Origin of the sequence: Solidesulfovibrio sp. DCME (genome assembly GCF_049995385.1) — a bacterium.
Classification (GTDB): domain Bacteria; phylum Desulfobacterota; class Desulfovibrionia; order Desulfovibrionales; family Desulfovibrionaceae; genus Solidesulfovibrio.
Genome location: NZ_CP188261.1, coordinates 797,061 through 817,140, shown reverse-complemented (window position 1 = coordinate 817,140; position 20,080 = coordinate 797,061). Strand labels below are relative to the sequence as shown.

16 protein-coding genes are annotated in these 20,080 nt (G+C 42.5%); 7 read left to right on the top strand and 9 right to left on the bottom strand.

The window, feature by feature from the left end; translation table 11 throughout:
• Positions 1–1,436 precede the first annotated feature (1,436 nt).
• From ACP59X_RS03450 to ACP59X_RS03425, 6 genes are all read right to left on the bottom strand, one after another.
• Positions 1,437–3,365 carry an AAA family ATPase gene (locus ACP59X_RS03450; RefSeq protein WP_428565087.1) on the bottom strand — a complete coding sequence of 643 codons (1,929 nt, stop codon included), beginning with the start codon at positions 3,363–3,365 and terminating at the stop codon, positions 1,437–1,439.
• A 311-nt stretch (positions 3,366–3,676) separates the two neighbouring features.
• Positions 3,677–4,384 (bottom strand): DUF5131 family protein, encoded by a 708-nt coding sequence (locus ACP59X_RS03445; RefSeq protein WP_428565085.1) that lies wholly within the window; start codon positions 4,382–4,384, stop codon positions 3,677–3,679.
• Between the two features lie 120 nt (positions 4,385–4,504).
• Positions 4,505–5,392, bottom strand: coding sequence for a hypothetical protein (locus ACP59X_RS03440; RefSeq protein ID WP_428565083.1), 888 nt, complete (start codon positions 5,390–5,392; stop codon positions 4,505–4,507).
• 26 nt (positions 5,393–5,418) lie between these two features.
• Positions 5,419–6,372 carry a hypothetical protein gene (locus ACP59X_RS03435; protein WP_428565081.1) on the bottom strand — a complete coding sequence of 318 codons (954 nt, stop codon included), beginning with the start codon at positions 6,370–6,372 and terminating at the stop codon, positions 5,419–5,421.
• A 61-nt stretch (positions 6,373–6,433) separates the two neighbouring features.
• Positions 6,434–6,769 (bottom strand): hypothetical protein, encoded by a 336-nt coding sequence (locus tag ACP59X_RS03430; protein WP_428565079.1) that lies wholly within the window; start codon positions 6,767–6,769, stop codon positions 6,434–6,436.
• A 12-nt stretch (positions 6,770–6,781) separates the two neighbouring features.
• The gene (locus tag ACP59X_RS03425; RefSeq protein ID WP_428565077.1) at positions 6,782–7,303 is read right to left on the bottom strand and encodes a MucR family transcriptional regulator; all 522 of its coding nucleotides are present in this window, start codon (positions 7,301–7,303) and stop codon (positions 6,782–6,784) included.
• A 729-nt stretch (positions 7,304–8,032) separates the two neighbouring features.
• On the opposite strand from ACP59X_RS03425, the gene ACP59X_RS03420 reads away from it, so the two are divergent.
• Positions 8,033–9,178: a hypothetical protein gene (locus ACP59X_RS03420; RefSeq protein WP_428565075.1), complete on the top strand. Its 1,146-nt coding sequence runs from the start codon at positions 8,033–8,035 to the stop codon at positions 9,176–9,178.
• 262 nt (positions 9,179–9,440) lie between these two features.
• Here the strand turns inward: ACP59X_RS03420 and ACP59X_RS03415 are convergent, their stop codons facing one another.
• The 3 genes from ACP59X_RS03415 to ACP59X_RS03405 are packed head-to-tail and all read right to left on the bottom strand — an operon-like array spanning position 9,441 to position 10,307.
• On the bottom strand, positions 9,441–9,818 hold the full coding sequence (locus ACP59X_RS03415; protein ID WP_428565073.1) for a DUF6573 family protein: 378 nt from the start codon (positions 9,816–9,818) through the stop codon (positions 9,441–9,443).
• 29 nt (positions 9,819–9,847) lie between these two features.
• Positions 9,848–10,045, bottom strand: a complete 198-nt coding sequence (locus tag ACP59X_RS03410) for a hypothetical protein (protein ID WP_428565071.1) — start codon at positions 10,043–10,045, stop codon at positions 9,848–9,850.
• 40 nt (positions 10,046–10,085) lie between these two features.
• Positions 10,086–10,307 carry a hypothetical protein gene (locus tag ACP59X_RS03405; RefSeq protein ID WP_428565069.1) on the bottom strand — a complete coding sequence of 74 codons (222 nt, stop codon included), beginning with the start codon at positions 10,305–10,307 and terminating at the stop codon, positions 10,086–10,088.
• Between the two features lie 372 nt (positions 10,308–10,679).
• Between ACP59X_RS03405 and ACP59X_RS03400 the strand changes: the two genes are divergently transcribed.
• From ACP59X_RS03400 to ACP59X_RS03375, 6 genes are all read left to right on the top strand, one after another.
• Positions 10,680–13,316: a class I SAM-dependent DNA methyltransferase gene (locus ACP59X_RS03400; RefSeq protein WP_428565067.1), complete on the top strand. Its 2,637-nt coding sequence runs from the start codon at positions 10,680–10,682 to the stop codon at positions 13,314–13,316.
• A 13-nt stretch (positions 13,317–13,329) separates the two neighbouring features.
• A complete protein-coding gene (locus ACP59X_RS03395; RefSeq protein WP_428565065.1) occupies positions 13,330–15,261 on the top strand; it encodes a DEAD/DEAH box helicase in 1,932 nt (643 codons plus the stop codon).
• 2 nt (positions 15,262–15,263) lie between these two features.
• Positions 15,264–16,442 (top strand): GIY-YIG nuclease family protein, encoded by a 1,179-nt coding sequence (locus ACP59X_RS03390; RefSeq protein ID WP_428565063.1) that lies wholly within the window; start codon positions 15,264–15,266, stop codon positions 16,440–16,442.
• 431 nt (positions 16,443–16,873) lie between these two features.
• Positions 16,874–17,725 carry a HamA C-terminal domain-containing protein gene (locus tag ACP59X_RS03385; protein ID WP_428565061.1) on the top strand — a complete coding sequence of 284 codons (852 nt, stop codon included), beginning with the start codon at positions 16,874–16,876 and terminating at the stop codon, positions 17,723–17,725.
• Complete coding sequence (locus ACP59X_RS03380; protein WP_428565059.1) at positions 17,710–18,936, top strand: DEAD/DEAH box helicase; 1,227 nt, start codon at positions 17,710–17,712, stop codon at positions 18,934–18,936. Before ACP59X_RS03385 ends, ACP59X_RS03380 begins: the two co-directional genes overlap by 16 nt.
• A 41-nt stretch (positions 18,937–18,977) precedes the next feature.
• Positions 18,978–19,388 (top strand): hypothetical protein, encoded by a 411-nt coding sequence (locus tag ACP59X_RS03375; protein WP_428565057.1) that lies wholly within the window; start codon positions 18,978–18,980, stop codon positions 19,386–19,388.
• Positions 19,389–20,080: the final 692 nt, after the last annotated feature.

Genomic DNA, 20,080 nt, shown 5'->3' with positions numbered 1-20,080 from the left:
AAAAAAGGACCCCGCCCGAAAGCAAGGTCCCAGTATGTTCACGTAGTCCTGCCGCCCTCCCCGATGGTCAGTATTCCACCAGGGAGCACAGCAGCTTGAGGATCGAATGAATCGTCGCCGAATCAAGCGTCCTTCACAACCCAACAGACGGTTTGCCCGTATTGAGCTGTAGCAAGAGATGTTTTTGTTGAAATGCTTCGCCGATCAAGACTATCAATATTTCACAGAAGTCAATATCTTAAACAATCTCGACGACGCTCATCTCAATTTCAACTTTCAAACAATCTGCAAATATCACATCTCTTGCCGTATCCCTTACGGACACGCAGCCATCCTCTTTAAAGACTAACGACTCCAACGTTTTTGCTTTAAAGCATTTAAAGAGGACTTCCCTTGGTCTTAAGCCCAGTTCTTTGAAACAGTCCCACACCTAATCGCTATACATATGACCAGAAAACACTTCACCTATCTATGTCTTCAGAATTGTTTAAATCCAATAAACTTCGGTTTACCACGAACCTCGTTCATCATATGCGCCACCTCGGTCTCTCCATTTTTCAATGGATACGGGCCAGCCTCTCGATCTCAATCCCTTTCACAACTGAATCGCTTCATATTGCTTAGATATGACTCAAGACTACTCGTTCGATGGAGCCGACAAGTAATTTTGAACCTTGAGCCATTTTGTTTTTTGATCGCAACAGAGTCTTAGGTTGAATATGTTGTTTGCAGTACTAGCAACACTTGACCAGCAACTTAATGCAAGGCACCCATGATAGTTTTACTACGCTAAATATTTGTTGATTATTCGAATGCGTTGAAACATTGAAAAGTTTGTCTCGACTATTTCTAGCAAGATATTGACTTTTGTTATCTCTTGACAATCACAAGGATCGTATTCACATTCAATAATATATGTATTAATTTCTGTCTAACAAAAGAGAAAGTTGTCGCCATTTTCAGAACACTTCATCACCCTCCCTTTGGGCTAAAAATCGCTGCGAAACATCTTAACTTAATACTACCAGACGGATGTTATTTCATCTGATCTGAGCAGCACCATATCTTTTCTAAAACGGGTCAATCCAGAATGAACTGGATGGCACCAACAACAGTATGTCTAGGGATCGCATATCCAAATCCACGCGGAACATTTCCTTAAACATTGTCACAACTCAAAAAACACACCTTTTGCTTGTTTTTCAGAACAAAGCATCATATTTAACAGGGAGGGGAAACAAAAAGTTTCCCCCTATAAATATTAAGCGTTTTGGATTTTGGATTTCAAAATATTTTAATATGTTACCGAATCCAAGGGAATTCTGGATTGGATTGGATCGCAGCGGTAACATATTATTTTTATTCCTGTTTTCAATCCAAAATGAATCCAGTCCAATCCAAAAAGGATTTTGGGGATTACAAATAATTCCATATAGTTACAATCGTGGCACAATCCTTTGCATATTACCAGCATCTTCAGTCTTTACTACCGAACGTTTCGTAGCATCTTTTATCCACTTTATCGCAGTGTTTCTTGAAATTGATTTTCCATCCTTTCCCGTTGCCAATTCACATATTTTTTCTGCAAGCATCTTTTGATTAAAAGGCACAGAGCCTAATTCTTCCAAAGCTTTCAAAACAATCACGTCATTTTTATCAATATTCACGACATTCGAATCGATAAGTTTAAATTCAAGACTTTCGGTTCTCCGAAGAATGATGCTACCAAATTCTTTAAAATCTCGCGATTTTCGGTGAACCAATTCATACGTGTCACTATTTTTATCTTTCACTCTCAACTCTATGCTACTCGAAGCCCAGTCGCCGATACTACTTGCTCCACGCCCACCCGCGTTATTATTGCCAGAATTCGATTTACCCGAATGATGGATTATCAGGATCGATGTTTTTGTTTCTTGCCCTAAGATTTTTATTCGGTCGAGCACCCGACGCATTTGCGTATTAGCATTCTCATCTTCATTGTGAAAGCTGATCAGCGGATCAATAACGATTACATCTTGATCATTTCCAGTTAATATTTTCTTGATACTCTCGAAAAACTTGTCGTTGTTAAAATCGCCAGAAGTCATGATGTCGTCAGAATATGCTACCATCTTGATATTTTCTCTTACTTCAATCGGCAAGACCTTGTTCCCGTATATCTTTTTGACTCGATCATTAAACCCAGACATACTTACTTCTGACTGCAACATAAGGACTTTGCACTTCTTTTTCACAGGGAACCTGTCCAGAAATGACGTGACAGACGGATCAGTCAGTGCAATTGTCAAGTTCAGCGCAAAGAGTGACTTTCCGGTGCCACCAACACCGAAAAGTATCAGCGTATCATTAACCGTCCACAGTCCTTCGACAAGATATTCTAATTTTGGGTTCTTATCATATATTGACCCGAGAGACATGAGCTTCAATTCTTTCGGCGCAGATTCTACAGCAACAAGTCGCTTGGCTTTTTCAATTTGACTATGCAATCTTTCATGCCGATGAAGTCCAGCTTCTCTATGTTTTTCTCCGATGGGATAAGCAGCATCTTCGAAAATCGCTAAAATATTATTTTCATTAATACTTGCGCGCACCAGACTACAGATGACAGACATTTCAGCTTCGGATCGAAGCCCGACAAGATGTTGCTTTAAAATGTTGAGTTTTTGTTCGGCCGGAATTGGCAAGTCGAAAATTTTTACTTTGCGCAGCACTTGATTGTTTGTTTCGGCACTATGCACACCATCTACCTTCTTAATGATTTTCTTATTATTATCACGTCTAGCCAAGTCTAATATCCATTGCGGCGCTTCTCTTATGGGCAAGTTCTTCAATATAGAGTATATGCCACCACTGGGATGAATTGATCCAGGAGCAACAACTTGCCCGCCCCATCCTTTAATATCAAAAATTGTTGTTTTGCTTGCAGTTTTTAAACTTCTACATCCGTATACGACTCCCTTTTCTCGGGGATACTGATAATACAGATGCAGACTTTTGCCGCCAGATTGTACAGTGAACGTCTCGGGCGGATATGAATCAATTCCATGATCTTTTAGCCACACAGGAAATTCGTCGTGATCGTCAATATCGAGAACGATAACCCGACTCGCTACCCCACAAGCGATGCCAGCATTTTTGCCTTTGAAATCTTCACAATCAAATTTCCTCTTATTGAAACAATAATGCTGCCAGCTATCCTCTACAGGCGATTTGAGCCGTTTGGCGTCGGCATGCTTCATATGTAATGGTATTACTGAAAATACACGCGCTAACATTGAAAACTTCGACAGTCGTTCATTTTCTCTGCAATCTTCTTTATTAATAAAGTCGACATCTTCATCATCAAATAGCAATTCAGACATAACATTTCTCCGTTTCCCAAAAAAGAGGGGAGACAACTGCCATTGCCTCCCCTCATTCTTGTTATTTCTATATATTTATTTTACATTAAATTTTTCTAGAAACCTTTCACGTATTTTTTTTCTTTTACTTACATCCCTTATACCGAAGCTATCAAAATAATTATATATAGCCTGCGGGAACATACGAATTCCCCTGTCATGCAAAGCCATCGACAACGCATAAGGACTTGCTTCAGGAGACTTAATAACTTCAATAAGCAACATTCCAATTCGACAATTTGTATTATTTATCTTACACATAACCAATCCATTTATGTTGGAAATTCACTATACACAATACCATCTAATGTTCTTCCAAATCGTTTGGCGTTTACTTTGTCCCATTTTGAAAAATAAAATGGAATATGTTGATTTGTACAAGCGTCTCTGATGGTTCTGACCCAGCCAATATCTAGCAACCTGGAATTTTTTGCAGTTTCACCTCCTACGATCACCCACTGTATCTGGGTTAAATCTACCTCTGGAATTGGACCGATGAGCGGTTCGAAAACAACAAATCGATGTGCGGCTGGCACTTCTCTTAATTTGTCAATCCGCCATGCATAGTCTTGATTTTCAACCGACACTCCGGCCCATATGTTGTCGCTCCATATTAAACCAGGAGCGATTTCAACCATCCGATCGACATATTTTGTAAGCAACTGGAATGTATGCTGCGAAGCCTTATTCATCACCGAGAATACATCGACAACAAAAGACATGGGCACCTCAGGATGAAATAGGTCTCCCATGGAGTTCACCAATATCTTTTTCGGCTTTTTCCAGTTGAGCGGCTGATAAAGTTTATGCTGATGAATTTTGACTTTGAAAACACCTTCATACTCTTTAAAGCCAATTCCATGCAGCTTCCTGGCTGTTGACTCAGCATAACAATTATCGCAGCCAGGACTTGTTTTTGTGCAACCTGTTGTTGGATTCCAAGACGCATCTGTCCAGCTAATTTTTGAAATGCTAGACATCTATTATCCTCCTGTTAAAAGTGAGCAAAAACAAAATTTGCCTTTCTATAACAATTATTTCTATATATTTTATGACAAAAGAAAATAATCTTGTGGACAATCGCTATCAATGAAACAAAACTACCTGTCAGTCATAAATCCAAGCGACAAATGATTTTGCGTTACAGCATTTTGCAGCTGGACATAGTAGTCAATGCTAACTATTCTTCTCTTGATGGATTTTGTTGACAGCAAGTCAATGTACTTATACCCAAAACGATCTTGAAGGTAGTCAACAAGATCTTGTTTGTGGGCATACGTTTTGTAATGATGTTTCGACTTTTTGCTTGATTTTATATCGTCAAACTTTAAAATATGTGTTTTGTCATTTCCAGGCAATGTTTGGTTCCAAAATGGCAAGAAGCCATACGCCGGATATTTCGACCAAGATGACGAGTCGGCAAAATGAATCGGAGTGTTTGCCAACCAATCATAGCTTGACACACCTAAGGCATGAACTTTGTGTCCGGCTTTATAGATTGTTTCGGATTGAGACTTAATGTTTGCATTTGTTTTTTCATTTTTTGAATATCCCAAAGAAATTATATCATAACCATTTTGCAGATACAGTTCCAATTCGTCGCCAGAATAATCATGGACAACAGGTACGACATTAACTCCCGCCTCTTTGAGCTGTCTAAGAAAATCGACATTCCCCCAAATTTCCCCCTTCTCAAAGTCGAGGTCGTAATTAATTGCATAGTCATATGATTGTGAATATTGCTCGCAAAAAGTCTTGTATCCTGCGAATGTAAATTTAAGATTCTCAGGGTTGCTCGAGAAATTGGCTGTAAATGCCCCCGAATCTAAAATGACACTGTTAATATTCTTGTGATTGGTTTCCAGAAAATTTCGGTAATCGCTTGTTTTTAATCCGTATGACAACAGCACATTCAATCGAGCCTGAGGAATACAGCGAACGTATTCCTCAAGCTCCCTCGTGGAAAATCCAGCCAGATAAATAAACATGGCTCAATTCCTTCTTATTCTGAAGTTCATCCTTGCTCATCTTCAGATGGATTAAGCAGGACAACCATCCGCTCTAACGACAAAACAATGTCATCGCGCAACTCGCTTTCGACTGCCAATATGTCAGCAGCAGCAACACCATCTACTTTTTGAACAACACTTAACAATACTTCCCGAAAGTTTGCTAACTCAGCTTCGACAGTCAATTCATTTTTGGGTTTTTCTTTTTCAGGAGCAATCTTCTTATTCTTAAAATACCCCTCTACATCACCGTTCGCTCCTTTAAGCGCAGCAATTTCTTGGGCGTCTTTATTTGTCAATTTGTAATTGTTGTCTACTGCTTCCTTGAGCTGCTCATTTTCAGAATCGCTTAAATTTATTTTTTTGCTTTCCAATGCATTTAACGCAGTGTAGTAAACGAGCCTTTTTGCTAAATGCCTAATATATTCATCTTCATTTGACATTATAATATCTTCATCCCCTTGATCCAGGCAGGACTCGATGAATTTATTAAAGTTAACATCTTTGTTTTTCCAAATTACGCTTAGAATTTTATTAATTCGATAGGTTCCGAAGTAATAATATTTGGGATCAATTTCTGCCCGTGCTATACGCATATACGTTTGCAATGTTTTCGCTTCACTGGGCGTGATATTTTTGTCAATAAATGTCTTCCAGTTTCTACCGGTATATTTTAGATCGCTTTGGAGCAATATTGCTTTGTCTCCGACTTCTATCTTTATCTTAACCATATAGCTCCCAATCTTGTTCTCTCTTGATTCAGAGTTATTGATTGATAAATTTATGTCGGAAATAATTGACAAGAACGATTTGTCTAATTCATTGGTTTCTGCGACCTCTAAAAATACCCATCGGTTAAGGCATTCAATTGCATCTTTTGTAAAATAAAAGACTTCACCATTAGTTTCAAGGATATCTTCTTCCGGACCTTCCACTTCAAGAGTATTTTCATTGGACATAACAACCCCCTGTATTTGTCTGTTGCAGCCATATAGTGTTTGGGGCAAAATAATTTTGCCGTTAAAAAATCACTTTCTTTCTTCCTCCATAAAAAGGAAAATGTTTTCCTTTTTCCCCCCAAAAAAATGAGGTAATGAGGGGTAGTGATGGATAATGGGGGAGATGAAAGAAAAATTTATAGTGTTCATACTCATTATTTCTATATAACACCGCAGAATGTTGCAATTTAACGTAAGTTATTGAAATAACTGAATAATTTTCTGAAACTGGAGTACCGACGGGCGTTTGCCTCAAGATCCACGGGCCACACGCCAGACGAACGGCCCCTTGCAGCGCTTGCGCCCAATCTACAACTATGACCAATAGCCCAGGCCAGTTTGCACCGACCTGGGCCATGGTTTGAAGCACCTAGGCTAAGGAGAAGTCAGTTTTTCCCCCTTTTTCCTGACCGCTTTCCTTCGGAGTGGCCTTAAGCTGTTCGGACTCAGCAGCAGGAGTGTCCACCGCCGAAGGGGCATCTTCGGTTTTCTGGTGTCCGAGCTTGTTATCCTTGGCAGATTCCTTCCGCTTTTTGCTGAGTTCACCCGAGACAAGTGCCGTTTTGGGTGCATAGCCATACTTAAGCAAATAGGACGTCTTATTCAGGCCATGCTTCGCGAGATGGGCATCTCCGAGCATCTTCATTTTGGCACCACACTCGCAGCACTGAACGTAGTCTTCCTGAATAGCCATTTTGGGATCAACACCCGCAGGCGATTTCGCACCATCGGGTTGATTGCCACCTCCAGCTTGCGCCGGACTACCATCCGAAACACCGCCCGAGAGCAAAAGGCTGGTCTTGATTTTGTTCTGGCCGATCAACAACTTTTCCAGCATAGACAAAACTGCATCAGGTCCAATTCCAGGATAGTTGTCCATGATGGACTTCATCAAAGACTCAGTAGACATCAAGCACCTCCACTGGCGCTACAAATATTTTTAATACCCGTGTCGAATTGGTCGTTATGACACCAAGAGCTTTTCGACACGATGCCAGGACATCACTTGTTTTCAGGTTGAGCCGGCTAGATGATCATCACACGCGTCTGCCTATCTAAAAGGTATTTTGTTAGTGAGCCAAACACAATGAAGTAAAACAACTTGGCGCTTCGAGTAGCTTTGCTATCTCCTGTTTGGTGTTGTGATGCGGTCTAGTTCGGCTAAGGCATCGATCTCACTGATCTCACCCTAAACCTTGCCACCAATCACACCGTCAGGTTCACAGCCACTTGATACGACTTTACGGTTTCACAGCTATCGCCCTTAATCGCCTATACCCCATCTCTTGCCCTTGCTCCCTAGGTCCTTTATCTCCTCGAAGGTCGGCGCGGGGTTATGATCTTTTCAAAGGGCCCATGCTGTCCTTTCCCCATTTGCGCTGGGTGGGCGCACCTGACGGCCCCTTTCTAAACCTGCTAAAACTTTGTATCTACTGGCATAAAAGGCTTTTGACCGGGTAAAATCAGAATTATTTTTGCTGGTGATAAAAATAATTCTCGCCTCTCGCCGAGTGACGAGCCTGTGAAAACGGAAGGGAGCAGGGGTAGGCAGGGCTTATAGAGATGGGCAGCTTGCGCCGCGCCTCAGCAGTAACAAATTTCCAGGTGACAGGGGTGTTATATGATAAACAAGACTTTTCCGTTTCAGAAAAAGATTTCTAACGACAAAGTCAACACTATTGGCTTTATTGAAATGCTCCATTGCATTGAAGCATTAAACAATTTGCCAGAAGACACCCCAATGGCGGATACTTTTAAAGACTCTAAATTTTTAGAAAATATTGGCTTTACTGAATTCAAAAATGTTCATGATTCCAATTCAAGCAATGATTCATGGCCGCTGAATAATTGCTATGGCGGCAAAGAGAATTTGTTTTTAAAAGTCTTCATCATTTCGTTAAAAAGCCAACTAAACTCTTCTGTATTTAACGAAACAAAGGACTTGCTAACGAAAGAGCTTGACTCTATCGAGTATGCCATTTCTTACAAAGATAAAGACATTGGAGACTTGCTTATCTCCGCTCAAGAATCGATTTTAAAAACAGGCGCAGCCGACTCGGAGGCTACCTCGATATTGTACGATCTCTTGCTTAACTATGACATGCAAACCCTCGTCAAGGAGCAAAATCCTGAATGGCACTACATCCTGTATTTTTTATTCAAATATATCCCAAAGGACATTGACGCCATATGCAACCTATTTGAAAAACTCAACACGAACAAAGAGAATGTTAAAATAAAAACATGTTACGGACTAATTGGTTCTTTTGGAATGAGAATTCTTACTCATTCAATAATACACAATAGCGAACTCAACCCAGTCACTATAAGCAACTTGCGCCGATATTCAGAGTTATTTACGACTGCCTTTGACTTGCTATACTACCTTCCAGTTGCATCAAAAACATACACCAAGAAAGCATCAGAGCTAATTATTTTAACGCTCATAAAAGCTGCCTACAAACTTGGAACAATAGATCGAGAAAAAGATTTTTACACCGAAGAGTCACTAGATCACATGTCTTCACTTGGAACGAGCCATGCGATGAATGAAGCATTTAAAATAAAGTATGAGAATTGCGAGAAATTAGCTCAAGAGGCAGATGATCTATGGCGCAAAGGGGATACGCGACATCACGGTGCCATGGCCGACTACTTACTGAGCACCTCAAAGTATGCAGAGCACGTCAGTAAGACGCTACTTTTGAAGCGCTTAAAAGAAGTCGCCAAGAAATATAGACGTGTTCGAGGAGTCAAAAAGCAATAGTACCATGTATCCCTTGAGATTCAAACTACACCCCGCGAAGAGGCAAGTTTCCACTCAACCCCCGATTTTCGAATGCGAGTGCCCAAAATCCCGGGGTTTGACTTTTCGATTTCCCACACGCCTCAGATTCAGAAGATTTTTTTGCCAAGGATTCCCACTTTGCTGAATATTGTCTCGAGATGGCACGCAGCAATTTCATCGTAATTTCGTATGGAATAAGTGCGTGTTGCTTCAAACCCATCTCACTCCCAGCTCCGCACGATTATTCGTCTTCTGGCAGCATTATGGTCAACACTGGCTCGCCGTGATCACCCGGCCCCATGATCGCCAGGATATGAGCAGTGTCCCATCGGCCCGGCTTCATAAGAAACAAGACATCGAATTCGGCACGGTCGCCGGCGCTTGAAGCTTTCGCCGCGATCCATGTCCGAAAAAGGAGATCGTGAAGCCGCCCCTCAATGGATTGCCCTTCTCCTTCCAGACCGGCCGGCGGCACAAGGTAATCAGCATAGAGGTGGTCCGTGACGCAGGTGTTCACCTTGAAGCCAAGCTGATTAGCTTGCTCGGTGACGTCAATCAACACCCCGTCTTCGATGGCTTGTTCACGCGTGTAGCTGAAAATGATAGGTATTTCATCCATTTCTTTTGTTCCTATGGGGCGAAAAGGTATTAATCGTAGAACTTCGGATCGTTTTTGGTGACCTTCAGGTCATTGAACCGACCACGAACATTATTTTCTTCTTTTTTGATTGCGTTTCGAACGTTATCATGTCCAACAACGACACCACCACCGTCAGATATTGCTTTGAACACGGTTCCAACAACGACACCTAAGGCGATTCCAGCGACAAATTTCAAAAAGATCATATCTTGAACCTCCATGAAAACAGATTAAAGGATCATGACTTCAGCCCTTGTCATTTGAAGCAGCGGCTAGCTGATCAAGATATTCCCTGAGATTTGTTGCGAGATGCATCCCTATTCCTGCCCACCGCCGCACAAACACCCCCTGCACTCCTGAATCTGCGGCACCCATGACATCAAAGAGGTGTTCGATGGGCTGAAACCGCTTGATGATCTCTTCGATCAGCTCGAGCGTCTTGGCGTTGGATTCTGCTTCGTTCGACATGCTCACCTCGTGATCCAGGAGATCGGGGACCAGAGAAGGATACCCTCGGGGCAAGGGCCAGGTCACGAGAGCTTGAAGGAAGCTGGAAATAGCCCTATGAAAATCGATCATTGGGCCGAGACGGGATTCTCCTGGGATTAAGACCAAGGGGGAGCCCCACCCAAAGGCCCATCTGGGAAAATCCCAGGACAGCCCTCCCCGAGCGAATCCAGGGGGTGTCCTTTGGGGCGGTCCATGGTGCCAGGGCACGCCCGAAGGCGACGTCAACCAGATGCGCAAGGTGCTGCGTTTGGGTTCGGGCTGAAAGGGATTGGCGACACCCTCTGGGCGACAGGATTGAGCCACACTTCAAAGCACTGAGAACTAAAAAAAATGAACACCACCCAGCTCTATAAACAGCTCGAGAAGATTGTAGACCCTGTTTCTGAAACAGATTTTCTTTTCGATCTGCTCCTTGCCTACTCAATCCCAAAGGCCCAGGTAACTCAGCTAAGAAATGGAACAAACAATCGTTCCGATGTTGAAGGTCAACAAATACTTTCCCGAAAGGTGCTGTTTCAGCCTGCTGATTCGGATTCTCTGTTTACTACGATGGAGACGTTGCGAAATGATCAGCGGTGTATGCGGCACGATCCCAGGTTCTTTGTGGTCACAGATTACAAGTCCTTGCTGGCGTATGACACGAAGGTGGGTGACACCTTGGATATTCGTTTGGAGGAGCTGCCTAAGAACTTGGAGTTCTTCATGCCTTGGGCTGGTAAAGAACGGTATGCGGAAGCCCAGGAGAATCCCGCTGATGTCAAAGCTGCGGAACGTATGGCTCGTCTGTATGATGAAATTCTTCGGAACAATCCCGAGGCCGAGAAGGCCCCGAAAGAACGGCATAAACTGAACGTGTTCCTGTCGAGGCTGTTATTCTGTTTCTTTGCCGAAGACACTGACATCTTCCCGAACACCATCTTTTCCAAGGCTATCCACGAACTAACGGAAGAGGATGGAAGTGACCTGGACTCGTTCTTGAACCAGCTCTTCGAAGTCCTGAATACAGAGAACCGAAAAGGTTGTATCGATCAACTTTGCAAGTTCCCTTATGTAAATGGCGGGTTGTTTGGCGATTCTTATGATGCGCCCAAGATGACCCGCCGCGCCCGGCGGATGATCATAGACTGCGGAGCCTTGGATTGGTCGGAGATCAACCCGGATATTTTTGGTTCAATGATCCAGGCAGTGGTCGCCCCTGAGCAACGTGGTGGACTTGGGATGCACTATACGTCTGTTCCCAACATCATGAAGGTGATCGAACCGCTGTTCCTCAACGATCTCTGGGAAGAGTTTGAAAATGCGAAAAACAATACCAAGAAACTCGCAAAACTTCTCAATCGCATCAGTCGCATTCGATTCTTTGACCCTGCGTGTGGATCAGGGAACTTCCTCATCATTACGTACAAAGAGATTCGCAAGCTTGAGATGGCAATTCTTGAGCAAAGGCAAAGACTCGATGGCTATATCCCTCTCCACTCGCTGATAACTCTCGACCATTTCTATGGCATTGAAATTGACGACTTTGCCCATGAAGTGGCGATCCTATCCTTGTGGCTGGCAGAGCACCTGATGAATGTGCAGTTCAAGAAGAAGTTTGGCGATGCTCGACCAGCTTTGCCCTTAAAAGAAGCTGGGAATGTAGTATGTGGCAATGCTTGTAGACTTGATTGGACGAAAGTCTGCCCTGCTCAAAAAGAGGATGAAGTCTTCATTATGGGCAACCCTCCCTACCTGGGAGCGAGAATGCAAACCGCAGAACATAAGGCAGATCTTATTCATGTGTGTTCAAAACATGGGAAAGCGAAGAATATTGATTATATATTCGCGTGGTTCTTTAAAGCAGCAGATTTTATAAAAGAGTCTATGTCAAAGTTTTCTTTTGTGTCAACAAATTCAATCTGCCAAGGAGAGCAAGTAGATTTGCTATGGTCGCCTGTTTTGTCAAACAGATTAGAGATATTCTTTGCGCACAAGTCGTTTAAATGGACTAACAATGCGAAATACGGCGCTGGAGTTATTTGTGTTGTGGTAGGGGTCCAGAATAAATCAAAAGTCAAAAAGTATCTCTATGAGAAAACAGAAAAAAGGCTCTGTGGCAATATCAATCCATATCTCTCAGATGCGCCAGATATATTTGTAAAAAGAACATCCAGGAGCATCTCACGCTTCCCCAGAATGATCGCAGGAAACAAAGCTGTTGACGGGGGACATTTGTTCTTGGACCCTGCTGACCTCGAGAAGGCGGCAAATGAAGGATGTAGCCATCTCATTCGAAAAGTTGTCGGCGCTGATGAATTCTTAAATGGCAAACAACGATGGTGTCTTTGGATCACAGAGGATACTCTTGAAGAAGCCTTAAAATTCCCATTCGTTGAGGATCGCATTAAAAAGACGGAAAAATATCGAAACAACAAGACTGATTCAGGTGCAAAATATCTAGCAAAATTTCCATATAGATTTAGAGAAATGAACAAGCCCCGAAAAAATGCTATATTCATTCCAACAGTTTCGTCAGAAAGAAGAGAGTATATTCCTCTTGGGTATCTCGGAAAAGACGATGTAGTGATAGCTCCCAATCAAGTTATATATGATCCTGGAATTTTCATTTTCGGCGTACTTTCTTCCCGTATGCACATGGTGTGGGTGCAGACTGTTGCTGGAAGGTTAAAAACCGATTACCGCTACTCATCAGTTCTTTGTTACAATACATTTCCAATGCCAAGTTTGTCAAATGAGTTGAAAGAAATGCTTGGCGATCTGGCGTATAAAGTTTTGGACGTTAGGGACGAGCATGTTGGGATGACTATGGCAGAACTCTATGATCCAGACAAAATGCCAAACGATCTGCGTATAGCCCACCATCAACTCGATCTTGCCGTTGACAGCTGCTATCGAAATAAATCCTTCGAAAGCGATTCTGACCGCCTCGAGCATCTCTTCAAACTATACATAGAAATGACAGCATAAATAGAGATTTGTGATGCCAAATATTATCCACGTCGATTACGAAACCACAGGCAAAAGCAAATCCACTAACGAACTTGGGATGAGGGAAATGCAGGAACGCGCCTATAAGGCCAGGAATGCTCAGTATGTTCTCCTCAAAGCTCCGCCTGCTTCGGGTAAGTCTCGCGCCCTCATGTTCATAGGATTAGACAAACTGCATTTCCAAGGAATCAAAAAAGTCATTGTCGCGGTTCCTGAACAAACCATTGGCGCTTCTTTTGCTCCTACTGATCTGACTACTTACGGATTCTTTGCTGATTGGAAACCCAAAGACAAATACAATCTTTGTCTTCAGAAAAGTACTCCTGGCAGTGAACGTCGGAAGACCAACGCGTTTGTGGACTTCATGGGTAATGGCGAGCAATTAATTATTTGTACCCACTCAACCCTCCGTCATGCGTTTGAAAACCTTGATCCTTCTGACTTTGACAATACCCTACTTGCAATTGATGAGTTTCACCATGTGTCGGCTGGTGAGGACAACAGACTAGGCGAACTCCTCAGGTCAGTCATGGCCGGGTCCTCGGCACACGTAGTCGCAATGACAGGATCATATTTTAGAGGTGACAATATTCCGGTGCTTCAGCCTGAAGACGAGGCCAAATTCGTTCGGGTGACGTACAACTATTACGAACAACTCAACGGCTACGAGTATCTGAAGTCTCTTGGCATAGGATACCATTTTTACCAGGGGCAATACATGACTGCCCTGCCGGAGATTCTGGACACAGATAAAAAGGTTATTCTGCACATCCCCAACGTCAATTCTCGTGAGTCAACCGGAGACAAGTATTTTGAAGTCGGTGCCATCCTCGACCAGATTGGGGAGATCGTAAAGACTGATCCCAACACGCAGATTCACACCGTCAAACGTAATAGTGATGGCAAAGAAATCAAGGTGGCTGACCTTGTTGAAGATGACATGAACACCCGATCCAAGGTGTATGAATATCTTCGCAACATCAAATCCCCTGATGACCTGGACTTGATAATTGCTCTTGGCACCGCCAAAGAAGGGTTTGACTGGCCCTACTGCGAACAAACCCTCACGGTTGGATACCGAAGTTCTCTGACAGAAGTGATTCAGATCATCGGACGTTGCACAAGAGACAGCAGCAACAAAACTCACGCACAGTTCACCAACCTCATTGCCCAGCCTGAAGCCACCGACGAACAGGTCACTATCGCTGTGAATAATATGCTGAAAGCGATCTCATGTTCCTTACTTATGGAACAAGTACTGGCCCCCAATTTCAAGTTCAAACGAAAGAAACTCGATACGGACAAGGCAAAGCCCGGTGAAATCCTTATTCGTGGATTCAAAGAACCCAGCACGAAGCGGGTGAAAGAAATCATCGAAGCTGACTTGAATGATTTGAAAGCCGCAGTGCTGCAAGATGACAAAATGCTCAAAGCTCTTCCAGGCAATATAGCCCCTGAAATCATTAACAAGGTGATGATCCCAAAGATCATCGAGGTGAAGTACCCGGAACTCTCTGCTGAAGAACGAGAAGAAGTCCGCCAATACATAGTTGCTGATTCTGTCATCAAAAACAGCAAGGTCAAAGTAGAGGGAGATCAACGGTTCATTCGGATGGCTGGCAAGTTCGTTAACGTAGAAGATTTGAGTATTGACCTAATTGACTCTGTAAACCCCTTCCAGAAGGCGTTTGAAGTCCTTTCAAAGAGTTTGTCCAAACACACTTTCAAGGCCATCCAGGACGCGATTAACGCGAACAGACTTGCCATGACTTCTGAAGAGGCTTTGGAACTTTGGCCCATGATTAACGAGTTCGTGCAGGAGCATAAACGCAAGCCCAGCAGAGCCGCTGTTGATCCGCTTGAACGTCGCATGGCTGATGCACTCCTTTACATTCAGAACCAGCGCAGGATGCAGAACGTATAGCCATGGATAAAGACATACTCCTCCAACTCATAGAGAATGATCACCTTGGACTCTTGAACGTTAAAACAAGAGGGGCTTCGGCATCTTCACCAGAAGAAATCATGATCGAAGCCTTGCTCAAGGTAAATGCGTTCTATGCTGAGCATGGACGTGAACCTGAAAAGAAAGATGACGAAAGACAGCTTTTCAACTTCCTGAGTAGTTTCCGCAAAAATAAAGAGAAACGGGATGTAGTCATCGATTTCGATGAATATGAACTCCTGGCTGCACCGAAAGATGAGAAGATTGAGATCCCTACCCCTAAATCAATTAACGACATTTTTGCCAACGATCCCCTTGGGCTTCTCGGTGATGAATTGAAACCTCTCAGCCCTGAAGAAGATATCTTTACACTCAAACATATTCCCCAAAGCATGCCTGAATATGTCGCACAACGGGAGAAGTGCGAGGACTTCGAGAAGTTCGAGCCTCTATTCGAACAGTGCCATCAAGACCTCAAAGAAGAGAAGCGTAGGATCATCCCATTTGCCAGGGAACAGCAGATTAAAAAAGGGATGTTCTACGTCTTGAAAGGAATCCTTCTTTATGTCGCAGAGATGGACAAAAAGGAGCGGGTTAACGGCAAGCTCAACGCCCGACTTCGTGTCATCTTCGACAATGGCGCTGAATCCGACATGCTTTTGAGGTCCCTGTCTGCAGAGCTTTATAAAGATGGTCGTAGAGTCACAGAGAATCATGACAAACTACTGAATGGGCTCAAAGGCGTTAGTACGGATGACAAAGAGGCTGGATTTATCTATGTTGTCCGCTCTCTCAGCAAAGAACAAAAGATTCAATCTATACAAAATCTATACAAGATCGGGTTCACTCGCTCATCAGTGAAAAGTCGCTTGAAAGATCCACATCAGGACCCGACTTTTCTCATGTCGAACGTGCAGCTGGTTAAAGCATACCAATGTTACAACATGAACTCACAAATTCTTGAGCAAAAGCTTCACGCTTTCTTTGGAAAAGTCTGCCTGAGCCTGGACGTGTACGACAAAGACGGAAAACGGCATCTCCCAAGAGAATGGTTCATGGCACCGCTTGAAGCGATTGAACAAGCAATCTACTTATTTCTGAGCGGAGAGATCACTGATTTCGTGTATGACGTTGACCGGGAAATGATTATTGGAAAATAGTCGGCAAGCAACTAATTCTGATTTTAAATAAAACTGAGATCGCTGCGTTGGATCGTCAGAGTTCTCCTTCGCCTTTCCCATAGGTGGGCGCACTCGCGACTGAGGCGAGTAGCGATTAAAGGAAATGGTGAGATTCTTTAATCCAGGCAGGGACGATTAAAGCTTTATTTAATCGCAGATCCTTTCCCACGTGGCAACTTACGTCATTGCAATCCACCCGAAAGGGTAGTATAAGAAAAGCGTCTCTCGTTAACCGATGAGAACTTAGCGAATCATGATTTCTGAGTATTTCCTGACAGCTATAAATAAAGGACAAAACCCATAGCTATCCAGCCATGTTAAGCATCATTTCTTCGAGTTTAAAGGCATCGTCTTTTTTTTGAATCTCCCAAAAAAAAAACAAGGCATTTTTAGGAGAAAGTTTAGCAGCCATGCCACCGCCAACACCCGAGCCATTTTGGACTGTTAGAGTCCACAGGATAGATATTCATCCAGGTTTATCGGGATTATGTGTCGGATATGAGCGAGGGGAGTGGCGGCGAGATCAATTCGTAAATCATGTCATGGAATGGCTTCCAGAATTTGCACTGAAAGAAAGCGAGCTCCAGGGGATCGACTCGTCAACGCTGGTGCGGATGATCAGAAATGCTGCAAACATTATATACCAGTCAGAAAAGTTTAATAACCGAGGAGAATTTGGCGAACTATTCCTCCACATGGCAAAAAGGCAAGTTTTCAATTCAATTCCAGCAATTTCAAAAATTTACTATAAAACTGCTCGAAATGAAACTGTAAAAGGATTCGACTCTGTCCATGTCGTTGAGGCCGAAGATGGGCTAGAGCTATGGATCGGCGAAGTAAAATTTTACAAAAATATAAAACAAGCAGTTTCGGATGTTATTCAAGAACTACATGACCATACCCAGACAAATTATCTTCGGGATGAATTCAACTTAATAATTAATAAAGTCGACAAGAATTGGCAGCACTATGAAAAGATAAGGTCTTTAATGTCGCCCAATACTTCACTAGATGAAGTATTTAAACGCGCATGCATTCCTGTCTTGCTAACATATGAAAGTGACGCTGTTCGACAGTGCTCGGCATGTGACGACCACTACAAGGAACTTCTCATTAATGAGATGAGAGAGGCATACCATTTATTTTCATCAAAAGGATTACCTGAGGATATCAGGATACATCTATTTCTATTTCCATTAGCCTCAAAAACAGAACTTGTAACGGCTCTAGATGGGAAACTACGAATTTGGCAGCAGCTATGACAAAAAAAGATTTAAAGACTATTCTCTCTAGCGCCCAAAAAATTGCAATTGACCCGTTCTCAATCTTAAAAGAAATTGCTTGCTTTGTAAATGACCCAGAACGCGAGAATGATGGACGAGAACTTGTCCTAAGGGCTCTTGAAAACAAACCGGCTTTCGGAAACTATATTGCTATTTTAAATGATATGACTAGACAAGTTGGTCTTTTCCCTTATCTTGACGAAGATTTATTATCTTTACAAGATGCAATTGCATACGAATACCACAAACCATTGAGCAACGACAAATTTGTTTTTCATCGAGAACAGGCTCACGTCTACAGAAGACTTTTATTTGGCGAAAGCGTTGTATTAAGTGCCCCAACTAGTTTCGGGAAAAGCCGGATTATTGATGAGATCATAGGTTTTAAAAAATTCAAAAATATTGCCATCGTAGTGCCAACAATCGCTTTAATAGACGAAACACGCCGGAGACTTTCTAAGTTCTCAAACATATACAAACTTATTACGCAGGTCGGACAAGAGCCGTCCGATAGTAATTTGTTCATATTTACTGCAGAACGGCTAAACGTTTATAAAAATCTGCCAATAATTGATTTTTTTGTCATTGATGAATTCTACAAGCTCGGAAATATAAAAGGAGATGAAGCACGCACAGTCAGCCTCAATCAATCCTTCTATAGACTAATGAAGGATGGAGGGCAATTTTTCTTACTCGGCCCAAGCATCAAACAAATATCAGACAACACGGAAGAGCGTTGCAGCTGCCACTTTTACTGCACTCCGTTTGCAACTGTTGCAAGCGACCAATATTATGTCGAGGCGACTGATCGCGAAAAAAGACTTATTGAGTTATGCAAGGACCTTAAAGAGCCAACATTAATTTTTTGCAGTTCTCCTGGAAAGGCAAATGAAGTCGCGAGATTACTTGCAACAAACCTTGACGAAATCCAGCCCCTGCAAGAGTTAGTTTCATGCCGCAATTGGGTTTCGCAGAACTATCACCCCCAATGGATATTTGGAACAGCTCTACTGAAGGGAATCGGCATTCATCATGGGCGACTTCCAAGGTCTTTAGGACAATATATTGTTAGAAAATTTAACGACTTAAAATTAAACTTCCTCGTTTGCACATCGACTTTGATCGAAGGCGTCAATACTAAGGCCAAAAATGTTATCATTTACGACAACGAAATAGCACGAAAAAAATAGACTTTTTTACGTTTAATAACATAAAAGGGCGATCTGGTAGAATGTTCGAGCATTTTGTTGGGAAAGTCTTTCTTTTTGATCCACCTCCCCGGGAGCAATTACCCCTGGTCGATATCCCTATCGTTACGCAAGATGAGGATGTCCCTGATAGCCTTTTGATCCAGATGGAGCCTGAAGATCTGACAGAGAAGTCAAAAGAGCGCCTTAGCGAATATACAGTGGACGGAATCCTTCCTTTGTATATTTTGCGGCAAAATTCTGGCATTGACCCAAGAGACCAGCTCGATTTGGCAAAAAAAATATTACAGGAAAGAAAATTTAGATTACTTGCCTGGACTTCGCTGCCTACTTACGATCAGTTAAAATATGCTTGCAATTTAATATGGAATTTCTTCCAAAAAAAACCAAAGCAAGGCGTCTTCAGTGGAAATCAATTAACACTAATGGTTTGAAAACTTTCCAAAAAAGAAACGACAAAACAACGGATTGCAAATGAACTGATACCCAGTGAGTATGCTGCAGAGACTCCTGACGAAGCCGTTGAAAGGATACTGAGCTTCGACAGGAACTGGGCCTCATATGAATTCCCTAGATACTTAATGGCCCTATCAAGGATTCAGGCATACCTTCTCCCACTAGAGAAAGAACCCGCAGGAGATTATAGCTTCTATTCGGCAAGAGTTGAGGCTCTTTTTGACAATCCTCTTTTGGCCTCTCTTGACGAATTTGGAATTCCTCCAATTATCGGAAAATCAGTACTAAAAACCATTGGGGAAGTCGACAATATTGATCACGCAATTCATATTTTAAAGGCAACAAAGTTTAATACATCTAGACTTAGCGAATTTGAACGCGATGTGTTGACCGACTCAATCAGTGCGATATAGTAAAATTATTAGCCGTATTCCATAACAATATTTCTCATACATGAAATTGATTGCACTTGCTCCATCCTCTGAATATCATTTATAATGAGATATAACAATTCTCAATCCGAGTATTTCATACAGACAATATCAACTCAGGACCAGGACCCAAACTGCAGCCCCCTGCGTATTTGGTCCAGCTTCATCCCCACACCCAAACCAAGTGGTTTCGGTGAAAAAATTTCCCAATCATTTAGTTTGAATTTTTCTGCGACCAA